General features: G+C 73.5%; 23 protein-coding genes and 3 pseudogenes. 10 read left to right on the forward strand and 16 right to left on the reverse strand.

Annotation, left to right across the window (positions count from 1 at the left end):
• The first annotated feature begins 30 nt into the window (after positions 1–30).
• From ACWPWW_RS07930 to ACWPWW_RS07945, 4 genes are all read left to right on the forward strand, one after another.
• Positions 31–660, forward strand: a complete 630-nt coding sequence (locus ACWPWW_RS07930) for a hypothetical protein (RefSeq protein ID WP_454049777.1) — start codon at positions 31–33, stop codon at positions 658–660.
• A 26-nt stretch (positions 661–686) separates the two neighbouring features.
• Positions 687–1,418, forward strand: a complete 732-nt coding sequence (locus tag ACWPWW_RS07935; protein ID WP_454049778.1) for a signal peptidase I — start codon at positions 687–689, stop codon at positions 1,416–1,418.
• Entirely contained in the window at positions 1,399–1,650 is a 252-nt protein-coding gene (locus ACWPWW_RS07940) for a hypothetical protein (RefSeq protein ID WP_454049779.1), read from the forward strand. Before ACWPWW_RS07935 ends, ACWPWW_RS07940 begins: the two co-directional genes overlap by 20 nt.
• Positions 1,651–2,063: 413 nt before the next feature.
• Positions 2,064–2,747, forward strand: coding sequence for a phosphoribosyltransferase family protein (locus ACWPWW_RS07945; protein ID WP_454050420.1), 684 nt, complete (start codon positions 2,064–2,066; stop codon positions 2,745–2,747).
• Between the two features lie 476 nt (positions 2,748–3,223).
• On the opposite strand, the pseudogene ACWPWW_RS07950 reads toward ACWPWW_RS07945, so the two are convergent.
• Together ACWPWW_RS07950 and ACWPWW_RS07955 are read right to left on the reverse strand one after the other, a co-directional pair.
• A pseudogene (locus tag ACWPWW_RS07950) lies at positions 3,224–3,544 on the reverse strand (glycosyltransferase family 2 protein); the annotation flags it as partial.
• Complete coding sequence (locus ACWPWW_RS07955) at positions 3,541–3,783, reverse strand: hypothetical protein (protein ID WP_454049780.1); 243 nt, start codon at positions 3,781–3,783, stop codon at positions 3,541–3,543. The pseudogene ACWPWW_RS07950 and the gene ACWPWW_RS07955, both read right to left, overlap by 4 nt.
• On the opposite strand from ACWPWW_RS07955, the gene ACWPWW_RS07960 reads away from it, so the two are divergent.
• Positions 3,776–4,084: a hypothetical protein gene (locus tag ACWPWW_RS07960; RefSeq protein WP_454049781.1), complete on the forward strand. Its 309-nt coding sequence runs from the start codon at positions 3,776–3,778 to the stop codon at positions 4,082–4,084. The genes ACWPWW_RS07955 and ACWPWW_RS07960 overlap by 8 nt on opposite strands.
• Positions 4,085–4,208: 124 nt before the next feature.
• Here the strand turns inward: ACWPWW_RS07960 and ACWPWW_RS07965 are convergent, their stop codons facing one another.
• The 7 genes and pseudogenes from ACWPWW_RS07965 to ACWPWW_RS07995 form a co-directional block, all read right to left on the reverse strand.
• Positions 4,209–4,796: a hypothetical protein gene (locus ACWPWW_RS07965; protein ID WP_454049782.1), complete on the reverse strand. Its 588-nt coding sequence runs from the start codon at positions 4,794–4,796 to the stop codon at positions 4,209–4,211.
• A complete protein-coding gene (locus ACWPWW_RS07970) occupies positions 4,783–5,430 on the reverse strand; it encodes a glycoside hydrolase family 3 C-terminal domain-containing protein (RefSeq protein ID WP_454049783.1) in 648 nt (215 codons plus the stop codon). The genes ACWPWW_RS07965 and ACWPWW_RS07970 overlap by 14 nt, the downstream gene beginning before the upstream one ends.
• A 157-nt stretch (positions 5,431–5,587) precedes the next feature.
• A pseudogene (locus ACWPWW_RS07975) lies at positions 5,588–6,145 on the reverse strand (glycoside hydrolase family 3 N-terminal domain-containing protein); the annotation flags it as partial.
• Between the two features lie 22 nt (positions 6,146–6,167).
• Positions 6,168–6,614: pseudogene (locus tag ACWPWW_RS07980) on the reverse strand (glycoside hydrolase family 3 N-terminal domain-containing protein); the annotation flags it as partial.
• A 128-nt stretch (positions 6,615–6,742) separates the two neighbouring features.
• Positions 6,743–9,721, reverse strand: a complete 2,979-nt coding sequence (locus tag ACWPWW_RS07985) for a glycoside hydrolase family 3 C-terminal domain-containing protein (RefSeq protein ID WP_454049784.1) — start codon at positions 9,719–9,721, stop codon at positions 6,743–6,745.
• Positions 9,722–9,871: 150 nt separating this feature from the next.
• On the reverse strand, positions 9,872–10,282 hold the full coding sequence (locus ACWPWW_RS07990; RefSeq protein ID WP_454049785.1) for a hypothetical protein: 411 nt from the start codon (positions 10,280–10,282) through the stop codon (positions 9,872–9,874).
• Between the two features lie 98 nt (positions 10,283–10,380).
• Positions 10,381–12,783, reverse strand: a complete 2,403-nt coding sequence (locus tag ACWPWW_RS07995) for a glycoside hydrolase family 3 N-terminal domain-containing protein (RefSeq protein WP_454049786.1) — start codon at positions 12,781–12,783, stop codon at positions 10,381–10,383.
• A 390-nt stretch (positions 12,784–13,173) separates the two neighbouring features.
• On the opposite strand from ACWPWW_RS07995, the gene glf reads away from it, so the two are divergent.
• Complete coding sequence (gene glf, locus ACWPWW_RS08000) at positions 13,174–14,340, forward strand: UDP-galactopyranose mutase (protein WP_454049787.1); 1,167 nt, start codon at positions 13,174–13,176, stop codon at positions 14,338–14,340.
• Between the two features lie 6 nt (positions 14,341–14,346).
• On the opposite strand, the gene ACWPWW_RS08005 is transcribed toward glf, so the two are convergent.
• The 4 genes from ACWPWW_RS08005 to ACWPWW_RS08020 all read right to left on the reverse strand — a co-directional run bounded on the left by ACWPWW_RS08005 (position 14,347) and on the right by ACWPWW_RS08020 (position 18,124).
• Entirely contained in the window at positions 14,347–15,687 is a 1,341-nt protein-coding gene (locus ACWPWW_RS08005) for an ATP-binding protein (protein WP_454049788.1), read from the reverse strand.
• Positions 15,684–16,397 carry a LytR/AlgR family response regulator transcription factor gene (locus ACWPWW_RS08010; protein ID WP_454049789.1) on the reverse strand — a complete coding sequence of 238 codons (714 nt, stop codon included), beginning with the start codon at positions 16,395–16,397 and terminating at the stop codon, positions 15,684–15,686. The genes ACWPWW_RS08005 and ACWPWW_RS08010 overlap by 4 nt, the downstream gene beginning before the upstream one ends.
• 175 nt (positions 16,398–16,572) lie before the next feature.
• Complete coding sequence (locus ACWPWW_RS08015) at positions 16,573–17,292, reverse strand: DUF234 domain-containing protein (protein ID WP_454049790.1); 720 nt, start codon at positions 17,290–17,292, stop codon at positions 16,573–16,575.
• Between the two features lie 97 nt (positions 17,293–17,389).
• Positions 17,390–18,124, reverse strand: coding sequence for an alpha/beta fold hydrolase (locus ACWPWW_RS08020; protein WP_454049791.1), 735 nt, complete (start codon positions 18,122–18,124; stop codon positions 17,390–17,392).
• Between the two features lie 99 nt (positions 18,125–18,223).
• On the opposite strand from ACWPWW_RS08020, the gene ACWPWW_RS08025 reads away from it, so the two are divergent.
• Complete coding sequence (locus ACWPWW_RS08025; protein ID WP_454049792.1) at positions 18,224–18,406, forward strand: hypothetical protein; 183 nt, start codon at positions 18,224–18,226, stop codon at positions 18,404–18,406.
• A 95-nt stretch (positions 18,407–18,501) separates the two neighbouring features.
• Positions 18,502–19,533, forward strand: coding sequence for an NAD(P)-dependent alcohol dehydrogenase (locus ACWPWW_RS08030; protein ID WP_454050421.1), 1,032 nt, complete (start codon positions 18,502–18,504; stop codon positions 19,531–19,533).
• 102 nt (positions 19,534–19,635) lie between these two features.
• Here ACWPWW_RS08030 and ACWPWW_RS08035 read toward each other — a convergent pair whose 3' ends face one another.
• Complete coding sequence (locus ACWPWW_RS08035) at positions 19,636–19,863, reverse strand: acylphosphatase (protein WP_454049793.1); 228 nt, start codon at positions 19,861–19,863, stop codon at positions 19,636–19,638.
• A gap of 92 nt (positions 19,864–19,955) precedes the next feature.
• Here ACWPWW_RS08035 and ACWPWW_RS08040 point away from each other — a divergent pair, with 92 nt between their 5' ends.
• Complete coding sequence (locus tag ACWPWW_RS08040; RefSeq protein WP_454049794.1) at positions 19,956–20,372, forward strand: DoxX family protein; 417 nt, start codon at positions 19,956–19,958, stop codon at positions 20,370–20,372.
• 90 nt (positions 20,373–20,462) lie between these two features.
• Here ACWPWW_RS08040 and ACWPWW_RS08045 read toward each other — a convergent pair whose 3' ends face one another.
• Positions 20,463–21,857 (reverse strand): FAD-binding oxidoreductase, encoded by a 1,395-nt coding sequence (locus ACWPWW_RS08045; protein ID WP_454049795.1) that lies wholly within the window; start codon positions 21,855–21,857, stop codon positions 20,463–20,465.
• 136 nt (positions 21,858–21,993) lie between these two features.
• Between ACWPWW_RS08045 and ACWPWW_RS08050 the strand changes: the two genes are divergently transcribed.
• Positions 21,994–23,109 (forward strand): helix-turn-helix transcriptional regulator, encoded by a 1,116-nt coding sequence (locus tag ACWPWW_RS08050; RefSeq protein ID WP_454049796.1) that lies wholly within the window; start codon positions 21,994–21,996, stop codon positions 23,107–23,109.
• A gap of 3 nt (positions 23,110–23,112) precedes the next feature.
• On the opposite strand, the gene ACWPWW_RS08055 is transcribed toward ACWPWW_RS08050, so the two are convergent.
• Entirely contained in the window at positions 23,113–23,544 is a 432-nt protein-coding gene (locus ACWPWW_RS08055) for a hypothetical protein (RefSeq protein WP_454049797.1), read from the reverse strand.
• Between the last annotated feature and the right edge of the window lie 2 nt (positions 23,545–23,546).

A 23,546-nucleotide genomic window follows, 5' to 3' on the forward strand; every position in this document is an offset into this window, starting at 1 on the left:
CCGCTCACCCGTGAGGATGACGAACCGGCGATGGACGAGCTGCTCCGCGAGATGATCACCCCGCCGCCGCCGCGGCGCGACCCCGCCCGCCAGCGGCGGCTGATCGCGACCGTGTCGATCCTCGGCCTGGCCGGGCTCGGGATGACCTCGCTCGTGACCTCCGCGATCTTCACGGACAACGACGACACCGGCCGCTCCGGCATCATCACCGGCTCCGTCGACATCGAGGCCGGCGAGGACGCCGCGTTCACGCTGCCGTCCGGCAACCTGGCCCCCGGCGACGAGATCTACAGCCCTGTCACGGTCTCCAACGCCGGCTCGCTCGCCCTCGTGTACGGCGTGCAGTACTCCGCGACCGACGCCGACCCCGCCGGGCTCGCGTCCGCGCTGTCACTCGACGTGTTCGCCGTGCCCGCCGCCTCGTGCTCCGAGGCGGGCCTCGCCGGCGCCGCCACGATCGGCACCGGCGGCCCCGGGCTCGCGTCCGCGTTCACGGACATCGTCGCCGGCACCCGGCCGCTGAGCGCCGCCGGGACCGAGGACCTGTGCGTGCGGGTCTCGCTGCCGCTGGAGCTGGGCGACGCCTTCCAGAACACCCGCACCGACCTGGCGCTGCGGTTCGTCGCCCAGCAGGACCCGGACGACCCGCACCGCTCCTGAGACCGCGTGAGGCGCTGACACCGACGATGACCACGAGGCCGGCCCCGGCGGTCGAGCGACGGGCACCGCACCCCGAGCGGCCCCGGCACGCGACGCCGACCACCGCGCGCCGGCGCGTCCTGCGCACGGCGCTGTGGACCGTCATCGTCGTCTGCGGTCTCGCGTACGCCGGGTCGCTGGCCGTGCCGCTGTGGTTCCAGGCCAACGGCCAGCGGCTGCTCATCGTCACGTCCGGGTCGATGTCGGGGCCGGAGCAGGGCTCGTTCGACGCCGGCGACGCCGTGGTGATGCGCCGGATCGACGACCCGTCGCAGCTGCGGGTCGGCCAGGTCGCGACGTTCTGGCCCGCGGGCAGCGACCAGCTGGTCACGCACCGGATCATCGCGCTGCGGAACCTGCCGGTCATGCAGCAGGACGCGGCCACGGGGAAGATGGTGCAGACCGTCGACCCCGCGTCCGGCGAGCCGCTGACCCGGCCGTACATCTTCACCAAGGGCGACGCGAACGCCGAGCCCGACAAGAACGCCACCCCGCTGTCCCAGGTGCGCGGCATCATCCTGCACGTCTACCCGCGCTGGGGCTGGGTGCTCGACTGGGCCGGGTCCGCCCAGGGCCGCGCGACGATGCTCGCGCCGCCGCTCGCCGCCCTCGCCACGCTCGAGGTCCTGTCCCTGCTGGACGACCGCCGCGCCCGCCGGGCCGCCGGCGAGCGTCGCACCGCCCGCGAACGGCACGACGATGCGCTCCTCCTCGGCTGACCGCCGCGCCGGCGGCGACGGGCCGGTGCTGGGGCGCTGGGGCCGCCTCGTGCTCGGCGCGCTGCTGGTCGGCGCCGCGCTGCTCGGGCCTGCGGTCGGCTTCGCGTCCGCGCAGTTCGGCGACAGCGCCGACGTGACGATCACGATCTCGGTCTCCCCCACCGACACGCCCGCGTCCCCCGCGTCCCCCGCCCCCACGGCCACCCTCGACGCACCCGCCGACCTCCCCTGACGACCCCGCGCCGGGACCGCCCGTCGGGAGCACTCGTCGAGATGGCACTTCCCGCCTGCGCGCACCGCCGCCGGCTCAGGCAGGAGCCTGCCATCTCGGTGCGGGACCGTGCGGGTGCGGGCGGGACCGGGCGGGTGCGGGCGGGCGCGGCGCGGGTAGCGTCGGGAGGACGATGCCGGGCAGGGAGCCGTTCGCCGACCGGGCGCAGGCGGGAGCCGCGCTCGCGGGGCGGCTCGCGGCCTACGCGAACCGGCACCACGGGGAGCGGGGACACCGGCCCGCGCCCACCGTCGTGCTCGCGCTGCCCCGCGGCGGGGTGCCCGTCGCGGCGCCCGTGGCCGCGGCCCTGGACGCGCCGCTCGACGTCCTGGTCGTGCGCAAGCCTGGGCCTCCCGGGACAGCCGGAGCTCGCGATGGGCGCGCTGGCGGGGATCGACGGCACGGTCGACGTGGTGCTGAACCAGCGGGTGCTGGCGGCCGCGCAGGTGCCGGCCGACGCGTTCGACGCGGTGCGCGCTGCCGAGCTGGTGCGCCTGCGGCGGCGCGAGGCGGCCTTCCGCCGCGACCTGCCTGCGCTGCCGGTGACGGGCCGGACGGTGGTGGTCGTCGACGACGGCGCGGCGACGGGGTCGACGGTGCGGGCGGCCGTCGCGGCGCTGCGCCGGCGGCATCCTGCGCACGTGGTGGTCGCGCTGCCGGTGTGCCCGCCGGACACCGCCGCCGCCGAGCCTGGCGCAGGAGGCGGACGAGCCTGGTGTGCCTGCGCGTGCCCGTGCGGTTCCGCGCGGTCGGGCTGGAGTACCGGGACTTCGACCCGCCGTCGGACGCGGAGGTCGTCGCGCTGCTCCGCGCGGGCGCGTCGGCCGAACCCGATCGCCCGCTGCGCCACGCGGTACGCCAGCACCGATACGCGGCGCCCCGCCCGGCCCGGCAGGTTGGACAGGCCTGCCCGAGCACCGTCCAGCGCACCTTCCGGTACAGCCAGAAGTCCTGCTGCCGCAGGCTCCGACCACAGCCGGTCGCGCTCGGCCAGCGACTCGCGCGTCCCGGCGCGGATCAGCAGGATCGATGACACGGTGCAGATCAGCCCGACGTAGTGCAGCCGGTACGCCCGCAGCCGCCGGTCCGTGACCCGCACCTGGGAGACGTGGTCGAGCATGAGCCGGTTGACCCGCGCCTGCTGGTCCATCCGGCGCAGCATGACGGCCTCCTGCACCGACTGGTCCGCCCGGCCGATGAAGTACCGGTACAGGTCGACGTCCAGGTAGTGCAGCGTCCGGACGTGCGCGAGCGGCACGAGGGCGTAGAGGTTGTCGACGTAGAACGTGTGCGCGGGCAGCCGCAGCCCGGCGGCCCGCAGCACCGCGGTCCGGTAGGTCAGCGCGTGCATCATCAGGTACTGGCGCTTGCCGAAGCCCCGGGTGGCGGACCAGCCCACCGTGCGATCCGCCGGCAGCGCACCGCGGTACCGGACCACGGTCTTGGTGCGCTTGCCGACCTTCTCGTAGACGAAGTTCGAGACCAGCAGGTCGACCTCGCGGCCCTCGGCGACGAACCCGCGCAACGTCGCCAGCACCTGGTCGAGGGCGTCGGGGTCGAGCCAGTCGTCGGCGTCCACGACCTTGAGGTAGGTACCCCGGGCGTGCTCCAGGCCGGTGTTGATCGCCGACCCGTGACCGCCGTTGGGCTGCCGGACCAGCCGGACCAGCCCGGGGTGGGCGTCGACGTACTCCTGCGCCACCGCGGCGGTGCCGTCGGTCGACCCGTCGTCGACGACGACCACCTCGACGTCCGGGTGCACGCCGGCCAGCGGGTCCAGCGCCCGGCGGAGGTACGCCTCCGCGTCGTACGCGGGGACGACGACCGACAGCACCGGGCTCGCGGACGGGCTCACGCCGAGCGGACCTCCGTGCGCTCTGCCCCCTGGGCCGCGGGGGCCTCGGGGGTCTGCTTGAAGATGACCTTGAAGATCGGGAAGAACACCCAGAACGAGATCGCCGCGTTGATGATCATCGTGACGACGTCCGCGAGGGTCTCGCCGGTGCCGCCCAGGCCCCAGGTGTCGATGAACAGGTCGTAGATCGGCGCCTTGTACAGGCCCTGCAGCGCCGCCGCCACGAGGGTGATGACCACGTACGCGATGGCGTACCAGGTCGCCGCCTTGGCGATGGAGCCTGGTGGACTTGAACGTGATGGTGCGCTGGGCGAAGAAGTTGATGATCTGGGCGATCAGCAGGGTGATCTGGACCGCCAGGAAGTATGCCAGCCCGCCGCCGCCGGCCGGGAGCGCGCCCGCGGCGTAGTCGAACACGAAGTACTGCGAGCCGTCCGGGTTGGACCCGACGGGCCAGACCTGGAACGTGGTGTCGACCAGCGAGGTCATGCCGAACACCCACTTGAGCAGCGGCATCAGCGCGAGCCTGCAGCACGGTGATGCCGTTGCTCAGGACGAAGAACACGACGAACTGCGCGAGACCGGGGCGGTTCTGCGCGAACCGGCGCCACGCGTCCTTCAGGCGGGTGAGCATGCGAGGGATCTCTCTTCCGTGGTGCTGGGGTCAGGCGTCGCCGCGGAGCGCGCGGGCGGTGCGGCGGTCGGCGCGGCGGTTGCGGACGAACCCGCAGATCGTGGCGCCGGCGCCGGCGAGGAACTGGCCGTTGACGATCCGGACGATGCCGTCGACCATCTCGGCGCTGACCGCGCCGCCGGTCATCTTCCCGATCGCGCGGAACGGCATGTTGAGCAGGAACAGGATGTTCAGGTCCGGCTTGCCCCGACGGTCGGCCCGGTCGCGCAGGAACGCGAGCACCCGGTACGCGAGCCGGGCCAGCGGGGAGCGGGCGGTCTGCATCCGGCCCAGGGCGTCGTTCACCCCGAGCGGACCGGACCACGCGGCGGTCGGGACCGGCCGGCCGAGCAGGGCCGCGAAGTCGGCCTCCGGCACGTCCCGCACGTCGCCGGTCCGGTACCGCGCGGGCGCCGGGTCGTCGGTGACGGCCGGGATGGTCCCGGTCACGGCGACCGTGGCGGACAGCGGCAAATCGTCCACGTGCGCGCCGGCCAGCACGGCGAACTCGCCCTGCTCCACCTGCCAGGCGCCCGTGCGCACGTCCCAGTGCCGGAACGCGCGGTCACCCAGCGGCACCGTGACCGTGGTGGACTCCCCCGGCGCGCGGCTCGACCCGGGCGAACCCGGCCAGCGTGCGGTCCGGACGGTGCACGCCCGGGCTGAGCCGGCGCACGTAGACCTGGACGACGTCCGCGCCGGCGACCGGGCCGGTGTTGGTCACGGTGACGGTCGCGGCGTCCGGGGTGGCGACCAGACCGCTGTACGCGAACGTCGTGTACGACAGGCCGAACCCGAACGGGAACGTCACCGGCACGCCCGCGGTCGTGTAGTACCGGTACCCGACGAACAGGCCCTCGCGGTACTCCGCGGTGCGCTGCCGACCGGGGAACGTGTCCGCGGTCGGGGTGTCCGCCAGCCGCACCGGGACCGTCTCGGCCAGTCGGCCCGAGGGGTTCACCACCCCCGTCAGCACGTCGAGCAGCGCCCCCGCCCCGGACTGCCCCGCCAGGTACCCGTGCACCACGGCGCGCGCCGAGCCGAGCCACGGCATCTCCACCACCCCGCCCGCGCTCAGCACCACCACGACGTTCGGGTTCACCGCGGCGACGGCCTCGAGCACCTCGGTCTGCGCGGCGTGCAGGGTCAGGGTCGACCGGTCCAGGCCCTCGGACTCGGCGATCTCGTCCAGCCCGAGGAGCAGCAGCACCACGTCGGCGCCGCGGGCGGCCTCGACAGCCGCGTCCCGGAGCGCCGCGTCGGGGGTGCCGTCCCGGCGGAAGCCGGCGGCGAAGGCGGTCAGGCTCCAGCCCGGACTCCCCGATCACGTCGAGCACGGAGTCGAGGCGCGTCGGGTTCACCGCGGACGAGCCGGCGCCCTGGTAGCGCGGCGTGCGGGCGAAGTCGCCGATCACCGCGACGCGGGCGCCGGCGGCCAGCGGCAGCAGCGACCGGTCGTTCTTCAGCAGCACCGCCGACCGGCCGGCGACCCGGCGCGCGAGCGCGTGGTGGGCGTCGAGGTCCACGGCGGGCGCGGTGCCGGGCTCGCGCGCGTCGGCGACCAGGCGCAGCACCTCGGCGGCCCGGGCGTCGACGTCGGCCTCGGACAGCCGGCCCGTGCGGACGGCCTCGACGATCTGGCGCACCGAGTCCAGGCCGGCCGCCGGCATCTCCAGGGTGCCGCCGGCGCGCACGGCCTCGACGACGTCGTTGGAGCCGCCCCAGTCCGAGACGACCAGCCCGTCGAAGCCCCACTCCTCGCGCAGCACCGTGCCCAGCAGGAACGGGTCCTCGTGCGCGTAGGTGCCGTTGACCCGGTTGTACGCCGACATGATCGTGCGCGGACGGGCCTCCTCGACCACGATCCCGAACGCCGTCAGGTAGATCTCCCGCAGCGTGCGCTCGTCGACCACCGAGTCCGACGCCATCCGCCGCAGGCTCCTGGGAGTTGGCCGCGTAGTGCTTGGGGCTGGCCGCGACGCCCTGCGACTGGATGCCGCGGACGTACCCGGCGGCCATCCGACCCGCCAGCAGCGGGTCCTCCGAGAAGTACTCGAAGTTCCGCCCGCCCAACGGCGACCGCTTGATGTTCAGGCCCGGACCCAGCAGCACGTCCACGTCCTGCGCCGCGGCCTCCGCACCCAGCGCCCGCCCGACCTCCTCGGCCAGCACCGGGTCCCAGGTGCTCGCGACCGCCGCGGCGGTCGGGAAGCAGGTGGCGGGCTGGGACTCCGCGATCCCGAGGTGGTCGGCCGCACCGGTCTGCTTGCGCACCCCGTGCGGGCCGTCCGCCAGCCACAACGACCGCACCCCGCGCCGCGGCAGGTCGTGCGTCTCCCACACCGACTTCCCCGTCAGCAGGGCAGCCTTCTCCAGCAGGGTCAGGTTCTCGATCATGACTTCCTCGACGGTCGGGCACGGTGGTGCAGGTGCGCGTGCACCGGGATTGCGGGTCGGAGCCGTCGGGCCGGCAGCGGTGGGCGCTGCCGGCCCGACGGGTCGCCGCGACGGGCGTTCAGCGGCGGTCAGTGCCCCGCGGAGACCGCCGGGGCGTCGGCGGAGAGGGCGTCCGGCTCGTCGGTGGCCTTCCGGTGCCGGAGCACCCGCCGGGTCACCAGCAGCCCGCCGGCCAGCACGAGCAGGCCGATCAGGACCGTCGCGCCGATCTGGATGTAGACCCACGTGGGCGGCGTGTAGGTGACGGTCGCGCCCGGCGCCAGCCCGTTCATCGCGTTCGAGTTGGCCACCGTGAACAGGATGTTGTGGGTCGCCTCCCGGATGTCGCTGACCGCCTTCGCCGAGTCGGTGTCACCCAGCGACTTCGACGGCTGGAAGGTCAGGGTCAGGTCCGTCCCCGCGCTGATGCTCTGGTTCGGGTTCATGTACGGGTACAGGTTGAAGTCCGAGATGGCGAAGCCCTCGAAGCCCCACTCGCCGCGCAGCACGTCCGTCATCAGCGCTTCGGAGCCGCCGGCCCAGGTGGCGCCGATGCGGTTGAACGAGCTCATGATCGCGGTGGCGCCGACCGTGGTCTCCTCGACCGTGCCGTCCGTGCCGGCCACGTACTGGACGTCCATCGAGATGTTCTTGACGGCGATCTCGAACGGCTTGAGGTAGAGCTCGCGGATCGTCTGCTCGGTCGCCCAGGTCGCGATGCCGTTGTTGACCCGGTTGGTCTCCTGGTCGTTCATCGCGAAGTGCTTGAGCGTCGTGTAGACGCCCTTCGTGGCCGCCCCGTTCGCCACCGACGTCGCCAGCACGCCGGACAGGAGCGGGTCCTCGGAGTAGTACTCGAAGTTGCGCCCGGCGAACGGCGAGCGGTGCAGGTTCATCGCCGGGGCGTACCAGCCGTTGATGTCCTTGAACATCGCCTCGTTCCCGAGCATCTCGCCCATCGCCGCCCCCAGGTCGACGTCCCAGGTCTGCGCGATGAGGAACTCCGACGGGTAGGCCACGCCGTTGATGGAGGAGTTGATGAACGAGCTGAAGCCGGCGGGGCCGTCGGGCTCGGTGGTCTGCGGCTTGCCGATCGAGCCGATCGCCGCCGTCTGGTAGGCGCCGTTCAGCAGCATGTCGGTCATGTCGCCGACGGACAGCGAGTCGAGCAGCTCGTCCCACTGCGGGTCGTCCTTGGGCAGCCCGCGCAGGTCGATCAGCGACAGGTCCGTGCCGGCCCCGGTCGTGGGCATGTCGCCCTCGAAGGCCTCGGCCGCCGCCGCCACGTCCCAGGCGGCGAAGCCGTCGGCGACCGCGTCGCTCGCGACGAGCTGGTCGGCGGTGGGCGCCGTCGGGAACGTGCCCGCGAAGTCCGCCCGGGACATCGCGAGGACCTTGCCGTCCTGCGGCTCGGTGCTGAACTGCGCCGAGACGTCGTCGAACTGGTTGGTCACCTCGGTCAGGTCGGTCGACCGGTGGTTGTCGCCGGAGTACACGACGTCGGAGTCGACGGTGTAGGTGATCGGCTCGGTGCCCGGGGCGGGGGTGTGCGAGTCGGTGCGCACGGAGAGGCTGTAGTCGCCGGCCTCGAGGACGTAGGCCGCGGCGTCGGCGTAGTCGTAGGACGCCATGTCCTCGACGGCCAGCTCCAGCGTGACGGACTCGGTGGCGCCCGGCTCGATGACGCCGGTCTTGGCGAAGTCGCCCAGGACGACCTCGGCCTTCTCGATGCCGCCGTCGGTGTACGGCGCGGTGTAGTACAGCTCCACGACGTCCTTGCCGGCGCTGTCGCCGGTGTTGGTGACCTCCACGGTGACCGCGACGGTCCCGTCCACGTCACCGGCCTCGGTGCCGGTCACCGCCCAGCTGAAGTCCGTGTAGCTCAGGCCGTAGCCGAACGGGTAGACGACCGCGTCGTCGTAGTCGAGGAAGCCCTCGGCCGCGGCGGTCTCGTAGTAGCGGTAGCCGACGTAGATGCCCTCGGCGTAGTTCACGAACGGCGCGTCCGACGTCACCGTGGCGTTGGACGTCGCCGTCTCGATGGAGGAGACCGGGTACGACGCCTCGATGTTCTCGTAGAGGAAGCTGCCGAAGTTCACGTAGGTGGGGTCGGCGGTGAAGTCCGCGGCCCACAGGTCGGCGGTGCGGCCGGAGGGGTTCACGTCACCGCTGAGGATGCCGCCCAGCGCGTTCAGGCCCGTGGCGCCCGGCGAGCCGGCCAGCAGGATCGCGTCGACGTCGGGGTCGTCCTGCAGCGCGCCCATCTCGAGGGTCGTCGAGGCGTTGACCACGACGACGACGGTCTCGAAGCTGGCCTCGGCCAGCGCGACGAGGTCCTTCTCGTCCTGGTTGAGCTCGAGCTGGTGCTGGCCCTCGACCGCGTTCTCGTCCCAGTCGGACATGTCCTGCGTGAGGTCGCCGCCCTCGCCGCCCGGGCGGCCGATGTAGATCACCGCGGCGTCGGCGTAGTCGGCGAACGACGCGGACTGGGCCTCGTAGCCGGCGACCGGCATCTCGCCGATCGTGTAGGTGGAGATGTCGGGACGGTCCATCTCGATGAACCCGCGCGGGTTCTCGGCCGCGAAGGCCTCGATCGCGCCGAACACCTGGTCGTTGACCTCGAACCCGGCGTTCTCCAGGCCGGCGCGGGCGGTGACCGCGGAGGTCGTGTCGACCGAGCCGGAGCCGGCGCCGCCGAAGACGGGGTCCGCGGCCGCACGGCCGAGCATGGTGACCTTCGCGCCCGCGGCCAGGGGCAGCGCGTCGGCCTCGTTCTTGGCCAGGACGATGCCGGCGCCGGAGATCTCCTCGACGAGCGCCTTCGCCGCCTCGTCGACCTCCTCGATGCTGCCGAAGTCCGACGTGTAGTACTCGGTGTCCCAGTCGGCCGACTCCTCGGCGTTCGTGAACTCGTAGGTGCCCGACCCGAACTGGGAGGCGACCCAGCCGCCGGCGACGACGAGCGCGACGTTCGCGACCACGGTCAGCACCGTCACCACGGACAGCACGGGGACCCAGACCCACAGGTACTTCTTGTTCGACATCGGCTTCTTCGCCCTGGCGTTCACTGCATTCCTCCTCGAGTGCTGATCGGCGATCAGGCTAGGTGCGCGATCGGGGCCGTCCGGCGCGGCCGGACGATCGGTCGGTTCTGCGGCACGGACTGTCGAGCGCCCGCCTCGTGCACGGCAGCGAGGCGGGCGCTCCGGACGGTCCTGCTACTCCGTCACCTCGGTGATGGTGCCGTCCTGGTCGATCTGCCAGGTCTGGCCGGTAGCCGCCGAGTCGCCCTCGATCGTGTAGCTGCCGCCGTCGATGTCGATGGTCCCCTGGATGCGGGACGCGGCGTCCGAGAAGGTGTAGGGCACCACCAGCAGGCCGTACTTCACGGTCGGCGCCGTCACGTCGCTCGCCAGCATGACCTGGGCCCAGCTGTCGTCCTCGGCCAGCGCGTCGGCCACGGCCGTGCGGGCGTTCTCGAGGTCCTCGGCGATGTCGACGTCCTGCGTCTGGCTCTCGGCGGCGTCGCCGCCCGAGCCGGTGTCGTCGCTGCTGCAGGCCGTCAGGCCGAAGGCGCCGGTGAGGGCGACGAGCACCCCGAGGCCGGTGGTCAGAACCTTGCGCTTCACTTCTTCGCTCCTTGGTGAGATCTGGCCCCGGGCCCACCCCGCGGCCGGTGCCCGCGGGTGGCCGGCGACGGGGAGCCGCCGGCCACCTGCGGGAGGGACTAGCCGGCGATCGGCCCCGCGTAGCCCAGGCCGAAGCCGAAGGTGTACGTGCTGCCCGCCGAGTCCACGTACGGCTCGGTGTCCTCCTGGACGTCCTCGAGCTGCTTCTCGACCGCGTCCATCGAGGCCGGGAAGGCGATCGGCAGGCGGCCCTGCGGCTCGGAGAGGCCGATGGCGGTCTCGATGAGCGCCTGGTCGCTGACGCCGAAGCCGACGAGGATCGCGTCCGAGTCCGCCTCGAACTCGGACGGGACGGTCGGGTTGGTCGCCTTGAGGACGGTGATGACCGGGATGTCCTTGCCGGACGCCTCGACGGCGGCCACGGCGCGCTCGAACGCGTCGAGGTCCGACTCGTTCGCGGTCCGCGACGTGCTGCCGAAGTAGGACCGGTTCTCCTGGGTACCGTCCGGGAGGAGGTCGCCCGAGATCGAGACCTGGCGGACGTGCTCGCCGTCCGCGGTGTACGGCCGGTACTGCAGCGACAGCGGGTACCACTCGCCGGTCTCGGTGTCGTGGCCGGAGTTGGCGAAGACGGCGCCGCTCTTCGGGCTGCTCATGCCGACCAGCACCAGGTCCACGTCGGACAGGTCGGGAGCCGTGTAGCTCGTGACCTTGCCGTCCGCGTCCTCGACCGCCTCGTCCGTGAGGACCGTGCCGAAGTACTGCTCGGCGATCTCGACGGTCAGGCCCGGGCCCTCGGTGTACTCGCCGGGACCGAACAGGCCGGTGAACCCGGTGTTGTAGGACCGCGGGATGTAGACGGTCTTGTCCTTCCAGGACTCCGCGTCGGAGGCGGCGACCGTCTCGCCGTCGTTCTTCAGCATCACGACCGAGTCGAGCTGGGCCTGGTAGCCGGCGTCCAGCTTGTCCTGGCTCGCGACGATCTCCTGGGACTGCTCGAGGTCCAGGTAGGCGTTCTCGTACAGCCCCGGCTGGAACAGCATGGTCAGCACGCGGGTGCCGGTCTCCTGGAAGCGCGTGTCGGCGTCGACCTCCTGCTCGCCGGCCTCGTAGGCCGCCTGCCACATGTCGTACGCCGCGAGCACGGGCTCGACCGCGTTGTTGCCGCCGAACATGTCGACGCCGTTCTGCAGGATCGCGTAGTGCCGCTCCTCGACCGTCAGGTCGTCGGCGCCCCACGCGGTGCCGATCATCGCGTCGGGGTCGGTGCTGCCGCCGGCGGTCACGCCCCAGTCGGTGACGACCACGCCGGTGAAGTTCTCCCGCAGCATGCCGGTGCGGAACGAGTCGTACGCGCTGCCCGTGCGGTCGCCGCCGTTCAGCGGCTCGCCGTTCGCGTCCAGCGCGATCGAGTACGCCGTCATGACCGCCGCGGAGTCCATCGCGCCGAGGAAGACCTCGGCGTGCGCGTCGTAGTTGTCACCCGGGTACACGCCGTACTTGCCGGCCTCGGTGTGCGCCTCGCGGCCGCCCTCGCCCGGTCCGTCGCCGGCCCAGTGCTTGATCATCGCGTTGACCGACTCGGTGCCCCAGCCCTCCTCGCCCGGCGTCGCCTGGAAGCCGTCGACGTACGCCGCGGCCATCTGGGTGGCGAGCTCGACGTTCTCGCCGAACGTGCCGTCGACGCGCAGCCAGCGCGGCTCGGTCGCCAGGTCGATCTGCGGGCTCAGCGCCGTCCCGATGCCGAGGGCCCGGTACTCCGCCGACACCATGGTGGCGAACTCGTTCATCGTCTCGACGTCGAACGTCGCGGCCAGGCCCAGGTTCGAGGGCCAGCGCGAGATGTCGCCCGAGGCGTTGTAGTTGCCGCCGCTCTCCGCGGTCGACCGGGGGTCCGAGCTGAAGTTCACCGGCACGTACGGCTCGTCCTCGGTCGCGAGCGACTCGGCGTACTCCTGCAGCTGGTTGGACCAGGTGACGTTCGCCTCGACGTCGTTCGGGCCCGCGTTGAGCACGTTCCGGAGCCGCGACTCCGCCATGTACTCCTTCTGGGCGTCGGTCAGGCCGTCGGCGGGCGAGCGCTCGTGCGAGCTGAACAGCATGAGGCCGGCGATCTGCTCGACCGAGAGCTGCTGCGCCAGGTCCGCGGCGCGGTCCTCGGCGGCCTCGCGCCAGTCCTCCCAGACGTCGATCTCGCCGTTCGCGTTCATGTCCTTGAACGCGTACTCCTGGCCGTCGACCTCCTCGGTGAGCAGCTCGACGCCGCTGTCCTTGCCGTAGGAGAGCACGGGGCCGTCGCCCGGGTTGGTGACGACGACGAAGTCGGTCGTGCCGTCCGAGACCTCGCGGGTGGTGAAGGTGTCGCCCGCCGAGCTGTCCTCGTCCGAGGCGTCGGGCGAGCAGGCCGTGAGTGCGAACAGAGCCAGGCCCGCCACCGCAGCGGCACCCTTGACGTACATCGCCTTGCCGTCGCGCCGTCGCGACGTGGTGGTTGTCTTCATCGACCTTCCCTAGTCATCTAGCGGCCCTGCGTGCGCGCCGCCGGCGCCCGTCGTCGGGCGGGTCGGCGGTCCGTGCGCGACGCAGCGCACCTGCGAACCGATCGCGACCCGTGACGCGTGACGTCCTCGTCCTGCAGCCGCGCCGCCAAGTTAGCGACGCGCCCGGAGCCGCCGAGGGGCTCGTGCACGGACTGTCGGTTCGGGTCCACAAACGGTCCCGGAGGTCACGGACGGGTCACGCCGCACGCCGTGGCGGAGCACGATCTGTCGGTTCCGGAGCACGTTCTGTCGTGGTCGTCGGCCGTCGCCCACGGGGCTCCGCGCGGGTCCTACACTCGGGGCGCTCACCTCGCCACAGGCCGCTCGGCCCTGCCCCGGAAGGGCTCTCGCATGGACCTGCTCGTCGTCGGCGCCGGGCTGTTCGGCCTCACGGTGGCCGAGCGCGCGGCCCAGGCCGGCCTGTCCGTGACCGTGGTCGACCGGCGGCAGCACCTCGGCGGGAACGCGCACAGCAGCGTCGACCCCGAGACCGGCATCGAGGTGCACCGGTACGGGTCGCACATCTTCCACACGTCGAACGAGCGCGTCTGGCAGTACGCCCGCCGGTTCACGGACTTCACCGGGTACCGGCACCGCGTGTACTCCACGCACGCCGGCACCGTGTACCCGCTGCCGATCAACCTCGGCACGCTCAACCAGTTCTTCGGCACCGCGATGGGGCCGGACGCCGCGCGGGCGATGGTCGCCGCCCAGGCCGCCGAGGTCGACGGCGACACGGCGACCAACCTCGAGGACAAGGCCGTCTCGCTCATCGGCCGCCCGCTCTACGAGGCGTTCATCCGCGACTACACCGCGAAGCAGTGGCAGACCGACCCGCGCGAGCTGCCCGCCTCCGTCATCGCGCGGCTGCCGGTCCGCTACACCTACGACAACCGGTACTTCGCCGACACCTACGAGGGTCTGCCCGCGCACGGCTACGGGCCGTGGTTCGAGGCGATGGCGTCGCACCCGCGGATCGACGTGCAGCTGGGCACCGACTTCTTCGACACCACGCACGGGCTCAGCAAGGCCGCCGCGCGGGGGCAGCTGCCGATCGTGTACACCGGCCCGGTCGACCGGTACTTCGACCACGACGCCGGGCCGCTCGCGTGGCGCACCCTCGACCTGGAGACCGAGACCCTTCCGGTCCGGGACTTCCAGGGCACGAGCGTGATGAACTACGCCGACCTCGACGTGCCGTGGACCCGGGTCCACGAGTTCCGCCACTACCACCCCGAGCGCGAGGACCGGCACGCCCAGGACCGCACCGTCGTCATGCGCGAGCGGTCGCGGTTCGCCCTCCCCGGGGACGAGCCCTACTACCCGGTCGCCACTCCCCAGGACCGCGAGCGGCTGCGCGCCTACCGCGACCTGGCCGCCGACGAGCCCGACGTGCACTTCGGCGGCCGGCTCGGGTCGTACCTCTACCTGGACATGCACATGGCGATCGCGTCGGCGCTGTCCTGGTGGGACAGCGACGCGGCACCCGGGCGCGTCCGCTCGGTCGCCACCGCCTGACCCGGGTCAGCGCCGCGCGAGCTCCGCACCCCGGTGGTCCGGCATCGGCAGCAGGATGCGGAGCACGAACCAGTGGTCCTCGGCGTTCACGGTCATCGAGCCGCCGTACTTCTCGGCCGTGTAGCGGATCGACTTCAGGCCGTACCCGTGGCGGTCGCGGTCGGACCGCCGGGTCACGATGTGGCCGTCCTCGGTGCGCAGCTCCCCCGTGAAGTAGTTCTCGAACGTCACCATGACGAACCGGTCGCGCGCGTACAGGGCGACCTTGATCAGCCGCTTCTCGGAGTCCGGCACCGCCATGACGCCGTCGATGGCGTTGTCCAGCGCGTTGCCGAACACCGCCGAGACGTCCATCGCGGACATGAAGTCGAGCGCCGCGCCGTCGGCGACGTACGTGAGGTCGATGCCGCGCTCGGCGCACTCCAGGCTCTTGGTCGTGAGGATGACGTCCAGCACGCCGTTGCCGGTGTCCGCCTGCGCCGCGTACCCCGAGACGCTCGCCTCCAGGCTGTCCAGGTAGTCCGCGCGCAGCGCCGGGTCGCCCTCGGCCCGGATCACGCCGATCTGGTGCTTGAGGTCGTGGTACTTGCGGTTGACGATCTCGATGCTGCGCTTGGACTGCAGGTACTGGCCGTGCTGCCGGCGCAGCATCTCGTCGATCGCCTTCACCTCGGCGCGCGCCCGGTGCTGCAGCCGCTGCCCCTGCTGCGCGTAGAGCGCGACGAACCCGCACAGGTCGACGAGCGTGCGGATGTAGAAGATCTCCAGACCCAGCCGGCCGCTGAACGGCGTGTTCGCGTTGAGGAAGCTGATGTTGCTCATGAAGAACGTCACCAGCGCGATCGCGATCGCCGACGCCAGCTCCCCGTGCGTGACGTCGAGCGGCTGCGCCGGCCGGAAGTGCCGCGCCTCGATGAGGTACGCCCCGACGAACGCCACCACGTACGCGCCCACCCCGAACGCCACCTGCCACCCGGTGCCCGGCCGCCCCTCGGCCAGGAAGAAGAAGCAGTGGATCTGCCAGTGCGCCGCGGCGACCAGCTCGGCCAGCACCAGCGCCCGCGCCGCGAAGTAGCCCGCGTCCCGCGCCGAGACCCGGGCCGCCGTGACGATGAAGCCGAACATGGCGGCCACCGCCGCGGCCATGCCCAGCGACCACAGCGCCAGCGGCAGCCGGTCCGCCAGCTCCTGGACGCCCACCAGCACGACCAGCGCCACGCCCGCCACCAGCACCAGCCGGGCGACGGGCAGCCGCTGCCGCCGCAGCAGCACGTAGACCAGGCAGGCCGCCCACTCCGCCAGCCCGGTGAGCACCCGGGGGATGTCCGGCAGCGTCTCGATGATCACGCGCTCCGCGCCCCGAGGTAGTCGGTGAGCGCGGCGAGGAACGCCTTCTTGCGGGGCCGGCTGATCAGCAGGTCGTGCCCGCCGACCATGAGCGCGCTGCTGCCCTGCACCCCGAGGACGTGCCGCAGGTTGACCAGGTAGCCGCTGTTGCTGCGGAAGAACGACTTGCCCTCGAGCTCGGCCTCCAGCCCCTTGAGCGGGCCGACCACCGAGTACTTCCCGTCGACGGTGTGCACCGTGGTGCGGTGCTTCGCGCTCTCGAGGAACACGATGTCGTCGGTCGCCACCCGGGCCAGTCCGCCGTCGACGGCGAGCAGCAGGTAGTCCGCCGAGCGGCGGCGCAACCGGGCCACCGACTTCTTGATCTCCTGCGAGAACGCGAAGTACGGCACCGGCTTGAGCACGTAGCTCAGCGCGTCGACCTCGTAGCCGCGGATCGCGTACTGGGTCATGTTGGTGATGAAGACGATGACGACGTCGCGGTCCACCTGGCGGATCCGCTGCGCGGCGCTGAACCCGTCCAGCTCGGGCATCTCGACGTCGAGCAGCAGGATGTCGAAGTCCGGGCGGTAGCCGGCGACCACCCGCGCACCGTCGGAGAACGTGCTGACGGCGAACGTCTCGCCGTGCTCCCGCTCGTACCTGCGGAGGTAGTCCACCAGGAGCGCCGAGCTCGCTCCGTCGTCCTCGACGATGCCGATCCTGATCACGATGTGCGTTCCCCGGGGTCTGCGTCCCCGCGGGCGCGGGGCACGTCGTCCGCGCCGGAGCGGTGCCACGGCCGCGCGATCCCCTGGTCGCGGCCGCGTCTCCGGCGGGTCGCGCCGATGCTAGGCGATGCGCGCCTGACGTGTCATCCGCCCTGTCCGAGCCCGCCGCAGGCCGTCAGGCCGGCCAGGCCGCGAGCAGGTCCTCGGCCGTCCACGCAGCGGCGAGGCCGGCGCCGGGCTCGACGCCGCCCGGGCACACCGCCACGAGCGACGTGCCGGCACCGACCCCGGGGACGACCACGGCATCCTGCTCCAGCGCGGCGACCTCGCTCGCGCGCACGGGTGCGTGCGTCCGCCACTTCACGGTGCCGACGAGCCGGACCGGCCCGGGTGCCCCTGCGGTGCCGACCAGGTCGATCTCCGGCGCGTTGCTCCGAGGCCACCAGCCACCGACCGTGGTCACGTCGGGCCACCCTGCATCCGGCAGCAGCCGCTGGAGGGCCTCCCGGACGACGGGCTCGACCGCACGGCCCCGCCATGCGCCATAGCCGCGCTCCACCCGGGCCAGCGCCGGCGCGGGCTGCGCACGGTCGACCTCCCCCAGCGCCGGCTCGACGAACGCCAGCCAGAACCGGAGCGCGGGGTCGGCGATCCGGTACCGCCGGTTCCGGGGAGCGCTCGCCGTCGACAGCGGCTCGTCCACCGCGACGACCCGCTTGTCGCCGAGCATGCGCAGCGCGGAGCTGAGGCTCGCCGCGTTGAGCGGGGCGCCGCGGGCTGCACCCTGGATGCCGCTGAACGTCCGCTCGCCCCTGCCGCCGATCGCCGTGAGCACCTGCCGCGCCAGCGACCCCTCGCCGAACTCGGCATCCAGCACCCGGGTCCCGGACACCACGAGGGCACTGGTCGACGACGCGAACGACTCGCGCAGGAACTCCGTCGAAGTCGCTCCATAGTGAAGTGCGCCATAGTGAAGCTCGCCCTGGTGCGCCTCACGTCGGGACGGCCATCGCCTCCTCCGCCTCGACCTCGCCGTCCACCGCGCGGACGATGGCCGCGGCCAGGTCGTCCGGACGGCTCAGCTGGGGCCAGTGACCGGTCGGCAGCTCGACGATCGTCACGTCCCGCACCCGCGCCAGCTCGCGCACGTAGGGGTGGTCCTTGGCCATGAGGTCGCGCAGCACCTGCTCCGGCATCGTCGAGGTGATGAGCGTGACCGGGACGTCGTACCGGCGCTCGTCGTGCAGCCGCTGCGCACCGTTCGCGACCAGCGGCGGCACGGAGACGGCGCGGGCGCGGAAGTCGGCGCGGATCTCGTCGGTGAGGCCCTCCAGCTCCTCCTCCTCGAAGACGCCCCAGTCGGGCAGCGGGACGACGCCGTCGACCAGCGGCAGCTCGTCGTTGACGACGCCGCCGTCGGCCAGCGGGCCGCTGTCCACGTAGATCACCTGCTCGACCCGGTCCGGCCGGGCGTCCGCCACGGCGTGCGCGACCGCGCCCCCGCCGCTGTGCCCGACGACCACGAACGGGCCGTCCATGCCGTCGACCAGCTCCACCACCGCGGCCGCCTGGTCCGCGAGGGTGATGCCGGCCACCTCCGCCGCCGCGCCGCCGGCACCCAGGGGCGTCACGGGGTGCGGGGTGTGCCCGGCGGCCGTGAGGGCCGCGGAGACCGGCGCCCAGGAGGACGCGTCGAGCCAGAAGCCAGGGATGAGGACGACGTTCATGGTCCGACCGTAGACGTGACCTGTGACACACGCGAGAGTCGGCGGCTCCGGTAGGTCGCGGGCGTCCGACCCGACCGGCGCGGTCGGCGGCACCCGCGCGTGCTCCTCGCGCCCGCGCCGCGCGGCGCGTACCTGGAGGTCCCGCTGCCCGCGGTGGACGTCCACCCGTTCCTGCTGGCCGGGGCGATCACCCACGACGCCGAGCACCCGGCGGCAGGGCGGGAGATCGCGGACGGCTCGGCGCGCACCCGGCTGCTGGACCGACGGCGGCCGGTCGGCTGATCGAAACGCGACCGATTGGTAGTTGACACTTCAAGCGTATGGTGGAGGCATCTACCACGCACCCGGGGGTCGTCCCGGAGGAAGAAGCCACAGCCATAAAGGCCCTGCAGTACCGCGAGATCGGATCCCGTCCCGAGCTGGTCGAGGTCGACCGGCCCACCCCCGGACCCTCGGAGGTGCTGCTGCGCGTCACCGCCGCCGGCGCCTGCCACTCCGACGAGTTCATCATGGGCACCTCCGCGGAGGACTACTACTTCAAGCCGGTGCCGCTCACCCTCGGGCACGAGGTCGCGGGCGTCGTGGCGGAGGTCGGCGCGGGCGTGCACGGCGTCGAGGTCGGCGAGAGCGTCCTGGTGTACGGCCCGTGGGGCTGCGGCCGCTGCTACGCGTGCGCGTCGGGCGAGGAGCAGAACTGCGAGCAGGGCATGCGCGCACCCGGCATCTTCAGCGACGGCGGCATGGCCGAGTACATGATCGTCGACGACGCCCGGCACCTCGTGCCGCTCGGCGACCTCGACCCGGTGCAGAACGTCTCCCTCACCGACGCCGGGCTCACCCCGTACCGCGCCGTGAAGTCCGCGCTCCCCCGCCTGACCCCGGGCACCACCGCCGTCGTCATCGGGTCCGGCGGCCTCGGCCACGTCGCCATCCAGATCCTCAAGGCGCTGACCCAGAGCACCGTCGTCGTGCTGGACGTCGCGGAGGACAAGCTGGCCTTCGCGCGCGAGGTCGGCGCCGACCACGCCTTCCTGTCGAACCCGGACGCGATCGAGTCCGTCAAGGGCCTGACCCGCGGGCTCGGCGCCGACGTGGTCTTCGACTTCGTCGGCATCCAGCCGACCGCGGACCTGGCCGGCGGGATGGTCCGCGTCGGCGGCGACGTCGTGGTCGTCGGCGTCGCGTCCGGCGCCGTGCGCATCGGGCAGACCACCGTGCCGCTCGACGTGAACGGCCGCGCCATCAACTGGGGCTCGCGCACCGAGCTCATGGAGGTCGTCGAGCTCGCCCGGCGCGGCGCGATCACCATCCACGTCGAGGAGTTCCCGCTCGACCGGGCGACCGAGGCCTACGAGCGCCTGCACGCGGGCACGATCCGCGGCCGCGCCGTGGTGGTCCCGGGGCGCTGACCCGCCCCACCCGCCGCGCCACCGCCCGCCGAGCACGCAGCCGGCACGTCGAGCGCGCCCTCCCCGGGGTCCGCGCTCGACGTGCCGCGCTCGGCGCGGACGTCAGCCCGCGATCGTGAAGCCGGCGGCGCCGTCGGGCTCGGCGGCGTGCTCGTCGACGCGCTCCACCCCGGCGAAGCGGGGGCCGCGCCGCGCCCAGGCGGTCAGCGCCGCGACCGCGTCGTCGGGGCCGGACACCAGGGCCTCCACGGTGCCGTCGCCGCGGTTGCGCACCCAGCCCACGACGCCGAGCCGCTCGGCCTCCGCCGCCATCGAGGCGCGGAACCCCACCCCTGGACGGACCCGTGGACGACGAGGCGGCGCGCGGTCATCGCCCCAGTGTGGCGCTCGCGTCCCGGCGCCGCAGCGGACACGATGGCCGGGTGACCCGACCCGATCCGCACCTCGAGCGCCCCGTCCGCCCGCTCGGCCGGGGCGCCGCCGTCGTGGCGACGGCGTTCGCGGTGTCGGGCGTGGTGCACCTGGTGCGGCCGCAGGTGTTCGAGCCGATCGTGCCGCGCGCCCTGCCGCACCCGCGCGACCTCGTGCTCGTGTCCGGGGTCGCGGAGCTGGCGTGCGCCGCGGGCCTGGTGCTGCCCGGCACCCGCCGCGCCGCCGGTGCCGCGAGCGCCGCGCTCCTCGTCGCCGTGTTCCCCGCCAACGTGCAGATGGCGGTCGACGCCGTCCGCGGGGCGACCGCCGACCGGTCCGGACCCCGTCTGGCACGCGCGGCCGTGACCCTGGCGCGGCTGCCGCTCCAGTGGCCGCTGGTCCGCTGGGCGTGGGCCGCGGGGCGCTGACCGGGCCCGGGCGGGCCGGACGCGTCCGGTGGTCCCGCCGTGCGGGCGGGCCGGTCCATCCCCCTGCGCGGGACCGGCCCACCCCTCTCGTCAACCGGCGACCGGCCGGTTGCTGCGGATCAGGCCGCGCGGGTCGACCGCCGCCTTGATCGCCCGGAGCCGCTCGAGCGCGGCGGCCGGGTAGGCCCGCCGGATCGACTCGTCCCGGTCCAGGAACGTGAGCGGCGCCGTCCCCGTGCTCCACGGCGCGAACGTGGTGAACAGCTGGTCCAGGGCCGCGTTCACGACGGGCGCGAGCTCCGGCACCGGGACGATCGAGAGGCCGGTCAGCAGGTACGGCTCCGGGGCGGCGCCCGCGACGGACGGCACCCGCTCGCGCGCGAGCGCGCCGCCGGTGTGCCGGACCTGCACCTGCATCAGCGCGGTGCCGCTCCCGGCGCCCGCGACCGCGATCAGGGTGTCGACCGCGGCGTCGTCGAACGCGTGCAGCCGGACGCCCGCGAGCACCGCCGGCACCGGGTCGACAGGCTCTTCCGCGAGCAGGCCGACCTCCCCCGGGGCGAGCGGGCGGAACGTGTCCCGCACGACGGGTCCGGCCGCACGGACGGGGGCGAGCAGGCGCTCGGCCTCGGCGGCGTCGCCCAGGTACGTCGCCATCACGAGCACGAGCGACAGCCCGCGGAGCTCGGCCGGGATGAACGGCGCGTCCGGCAGGTGCATGATGCTCGCCCAGGTGGTGAGCTCGTCGGGCGCGTCGGCCGTGATCTCGCGGAACGCCCCCAGCACGGGCCGGGCGACCTCGGCCGGGAACGCCAGCAGGCCGCCGTAGATCTGCGGTGCGGGCAGCAGCTCGAGCTCCATCGCGGTCACCAGCGCGAAGTCGCCGCCCCCGCCGCGCAGGGCCCACAGCAGGTCCGCGTCCTCGGGCCGGTCGCCGCTCACCCAGCGGTGGTCGCCCGCCGCGTCCACGACCTCGACGGCGCGGACGGACGCCGCCCCGGGCCCGAAGGCGCGGCTGAACCAGGACAGGCCGCCGCCGAGGCAGTAGCCGACCACGGTGACGTCGCCGTTGGACCCGATCAGGCCGGTCAGCCCCGTGCCGTCGAGCGCGGTCTGCAGGTCGCCCCACCGCACGCCGGCCCCGACGCGCGCGACACGGGCGTCCGCGTCCACCCAGATGTCGTCGAGCGCCGCCGTACGGACGACGACCGTGCCGTCGAGCGAGCTGCTGGCGCCGTGCCCGTTCGGCTGCGCGCTCACGGGGACGCCGTGCGCGGCGGCCCAGCGGACGGTGGCCGCGACGTCGTGGGCGTCCGCGGCCACGACGAGGGCGGCGGGCTGCTGGTCGACCAGGCGGTTCCAGGGCAGCCGCGCGGTGTCCCACCCGGGGTCGGCGGGGCCGAGCACGGTGCCGCGGACGGCACCGCGGAGCTCGTCGAGGACCGCGGCGTCGAGGGCTTCGGAGGGTCGGATCTCAGTGGTCATGCCGACGAGCGTCCTCGCGCTCCCGGGCACCGGGTATCCCACGAATGTGGTGGGCCGCGTCCCGCAGCACGTGGGGGCAGATATCACCACAAAATGGGGGTTACGGGACAGCCCCCGGAGCGGGACCATCAGGAGCATGGGGACCCTGCGGACCGAACCGGTGCAGCGCGGGCTCGACGCGCTCGCCCGGTCGGGGCTCGACTGGCGCGAGTTCGTGCACGGTGCCATCGACCTGCTCGGCGCGGCCGTCCCGCACGACGCCGCGTGCATCGGCCCCGTCGACCCCGAGACCGGGCTGCTGACCGGCTCGGTCAAGCAGAACATCGGCGACGAGCTCGACGCCGAGTTCCTGCAGCACGAGTACGTCACCGACGAGGTCAACCTGTTCCGGGCGCTGTCCCGCCGCGAGCACCCGGTCGGCATCCTGGCGGACGACACGGGCGGCGACCCGCGACGCAGCAGCCGGCACCGGGACATGTTCGTCCCGCACTGGTCCCTCGACCACGAGATGCGCGCCTCCGGGCTGGTCGACGGGCGCGCCTGGTCCGCCATCGCCCTCTACCGCAGCGGCGAGAGCAGCGGGTTCAGCCCGGCCGAGGCCGACTTCCTGGCGCGCGTGGCCCGGACCATCGCCGTCGGGGTGCGCGCGGGCCTGGTCACGGCCGCCGCGGCGCAGCCCCGCCCGCCGGTCACCGGGCCCGCCGTGCTCGTCATCGAGCCGGACAACACGGTCAGCCGGCTCAGCCCCGCGGCGGAGGCGCGCGTCGCGGAGCTCGGCGGCACCGGCTGGGACGCGCTGCCGACGCCCGTCGCCGCGATCACCGCCGCCGCCCGGGCGCTCGCGGACGGCCGGTTCGACTCCGTGCCGCGGCTCCGGGTCCGCACCCCGGCCGGCCAGTGGCTGGTCGTGCACGCCGCACCGCTGGCCGGGCGCGACGGGTCGGACCGGCAGGTCGTCGTCACCCTCGAGGAGGCGCGCCCGCCGGAGATCGTGCCGCTGGTCGTCGCCGCCTTCGGGCTCACCGGGCGGGAGCGGGACGTCGTCGCCGGCGTGCTCCAGGGCGAGAGCACGCAGGAGATCGCCCGGGCGCTGCACCTGTCGCCCTACACGGTGCAGGACCACCTCAAGGCGGTCTTCGACAAGGCCGGCGTCAGCAGCCGGCGCGAGCTGGTGGCGCGGGTCTACTTCGACCACTACGCACCGCGGTTCGCCACCGACCTCGCGCCGAGCGGGTGGTACGTCCCGGCGTGAGCCTCAGGCGTCGTCGCGGCGCAGCGGCACGCCGAGGATCGTCGGGTGCGGGGCGGGCAGCGTGTCCAGACCGTCCGGCACCGGCGGGATCCCGCCCTCCGGCTCGGGCCCGACCCACACCCGCCACGTCGCGCCGTCGAGCAGCAGCAGGCCGGGGGCGACCAGCCGCGCACGCCGCCCGGCCGCCGCACGCCGGGCACGGAGCGGCGGCGCGTGCTCCTCGGGGACGAACCCGACCAGCTGGTTGCGGCAGAGGACGACCAGCGCGTCACCGCGGCCGGCGTCCACGACGAGGTCGACCGGGACGGTCCGGCCCGTCGCCCGCTCGGCGGCGGCGAGCACGCCGACCAGCGCGGTCTGCAGCGCCCGGGCCTCCGCGGCGTGGAACCCCGCCGTGACCTCGGCGGCGACGTGCGGGGTGCGGAACGGGTTCACCA

This window comes from Cellulomonas sp. Marseille-Q8402 (assembly GCF_965119525.1).

Bases quoted from the DNA above. Each gene is read 5' to 3' on its own strand.
- ACWPWW_RS08020 (WP_454049791.1), bottom strand. From the start codon at position 18,124: ATGAACGTCGTCCTCATCCCTGGCTTCTGGCTCGACGCGTCCTCCTGG.
- ACWPWW_RS07935 (WP_454049778.1), top strand. From the start codon at position 687: ATGACCACGAGGCCGGCCCCGGCGGTCGAGCGACGGGCACCGCACCCC.
- ACWPWW_RS07940 (WP_454049779.1), top strand. From the start codon at position 1,399: ATGCGCTCCTCCTCGGCTGACCGCCGCGCCGGCGGCGACGGGCCGGTG.
- ACWPWW_RS08050 (WP_454049796.1), top strand. From the start codon at position 21,994: ATGGGGACCCTGCGGACCGAACCGGTGCAGCGCGGGCTCGACGCGCTC.
- ACWPWW_RS07930 (WP_454049777.1), top strand. From the start codon at position 31: ATGGACGAGCTGCTCCGCGAGATGATCACCCCGCCGCCGCCGCGGCGC.
- ACWPWW_RS07995 (WP_454049786.1), bottom strand. From the start codon at position 12,783: ATGAAGACAACCACCACGTCGCGACGGCGCGACGGCAAGGCGATGTAC.
- ACWPWW_RS07945 (WP_454050420.1), top strand. From the start codon at position 2,064: ATGGGCGCGCTGGCGGGGATCGACGGCACGGTCGACGTGGTGCTGAAC.
- ACWPWW_RS08045 (WP_454049795.1), bottom strand. From the start codon at position 21,857: ATGACCACTGAGATCCGACCCTCCGAAGCCCTCGACGCCGCGGTCCTC.
- glf (WP_454049787.1), top strand. From the start codon at position 13,174: ATGGACCTGCTCGTCGTCGGCGCCGGGCTGTTCGGCCTCACGGTGGCC.
- ACWPWW_RS07960 (WP_454049781.1), top strand. From the start codon at position 3,776: ATGACCACGTACGCGATGGCGTACCAGGTCGCCGCCTTGGCGATGGAG.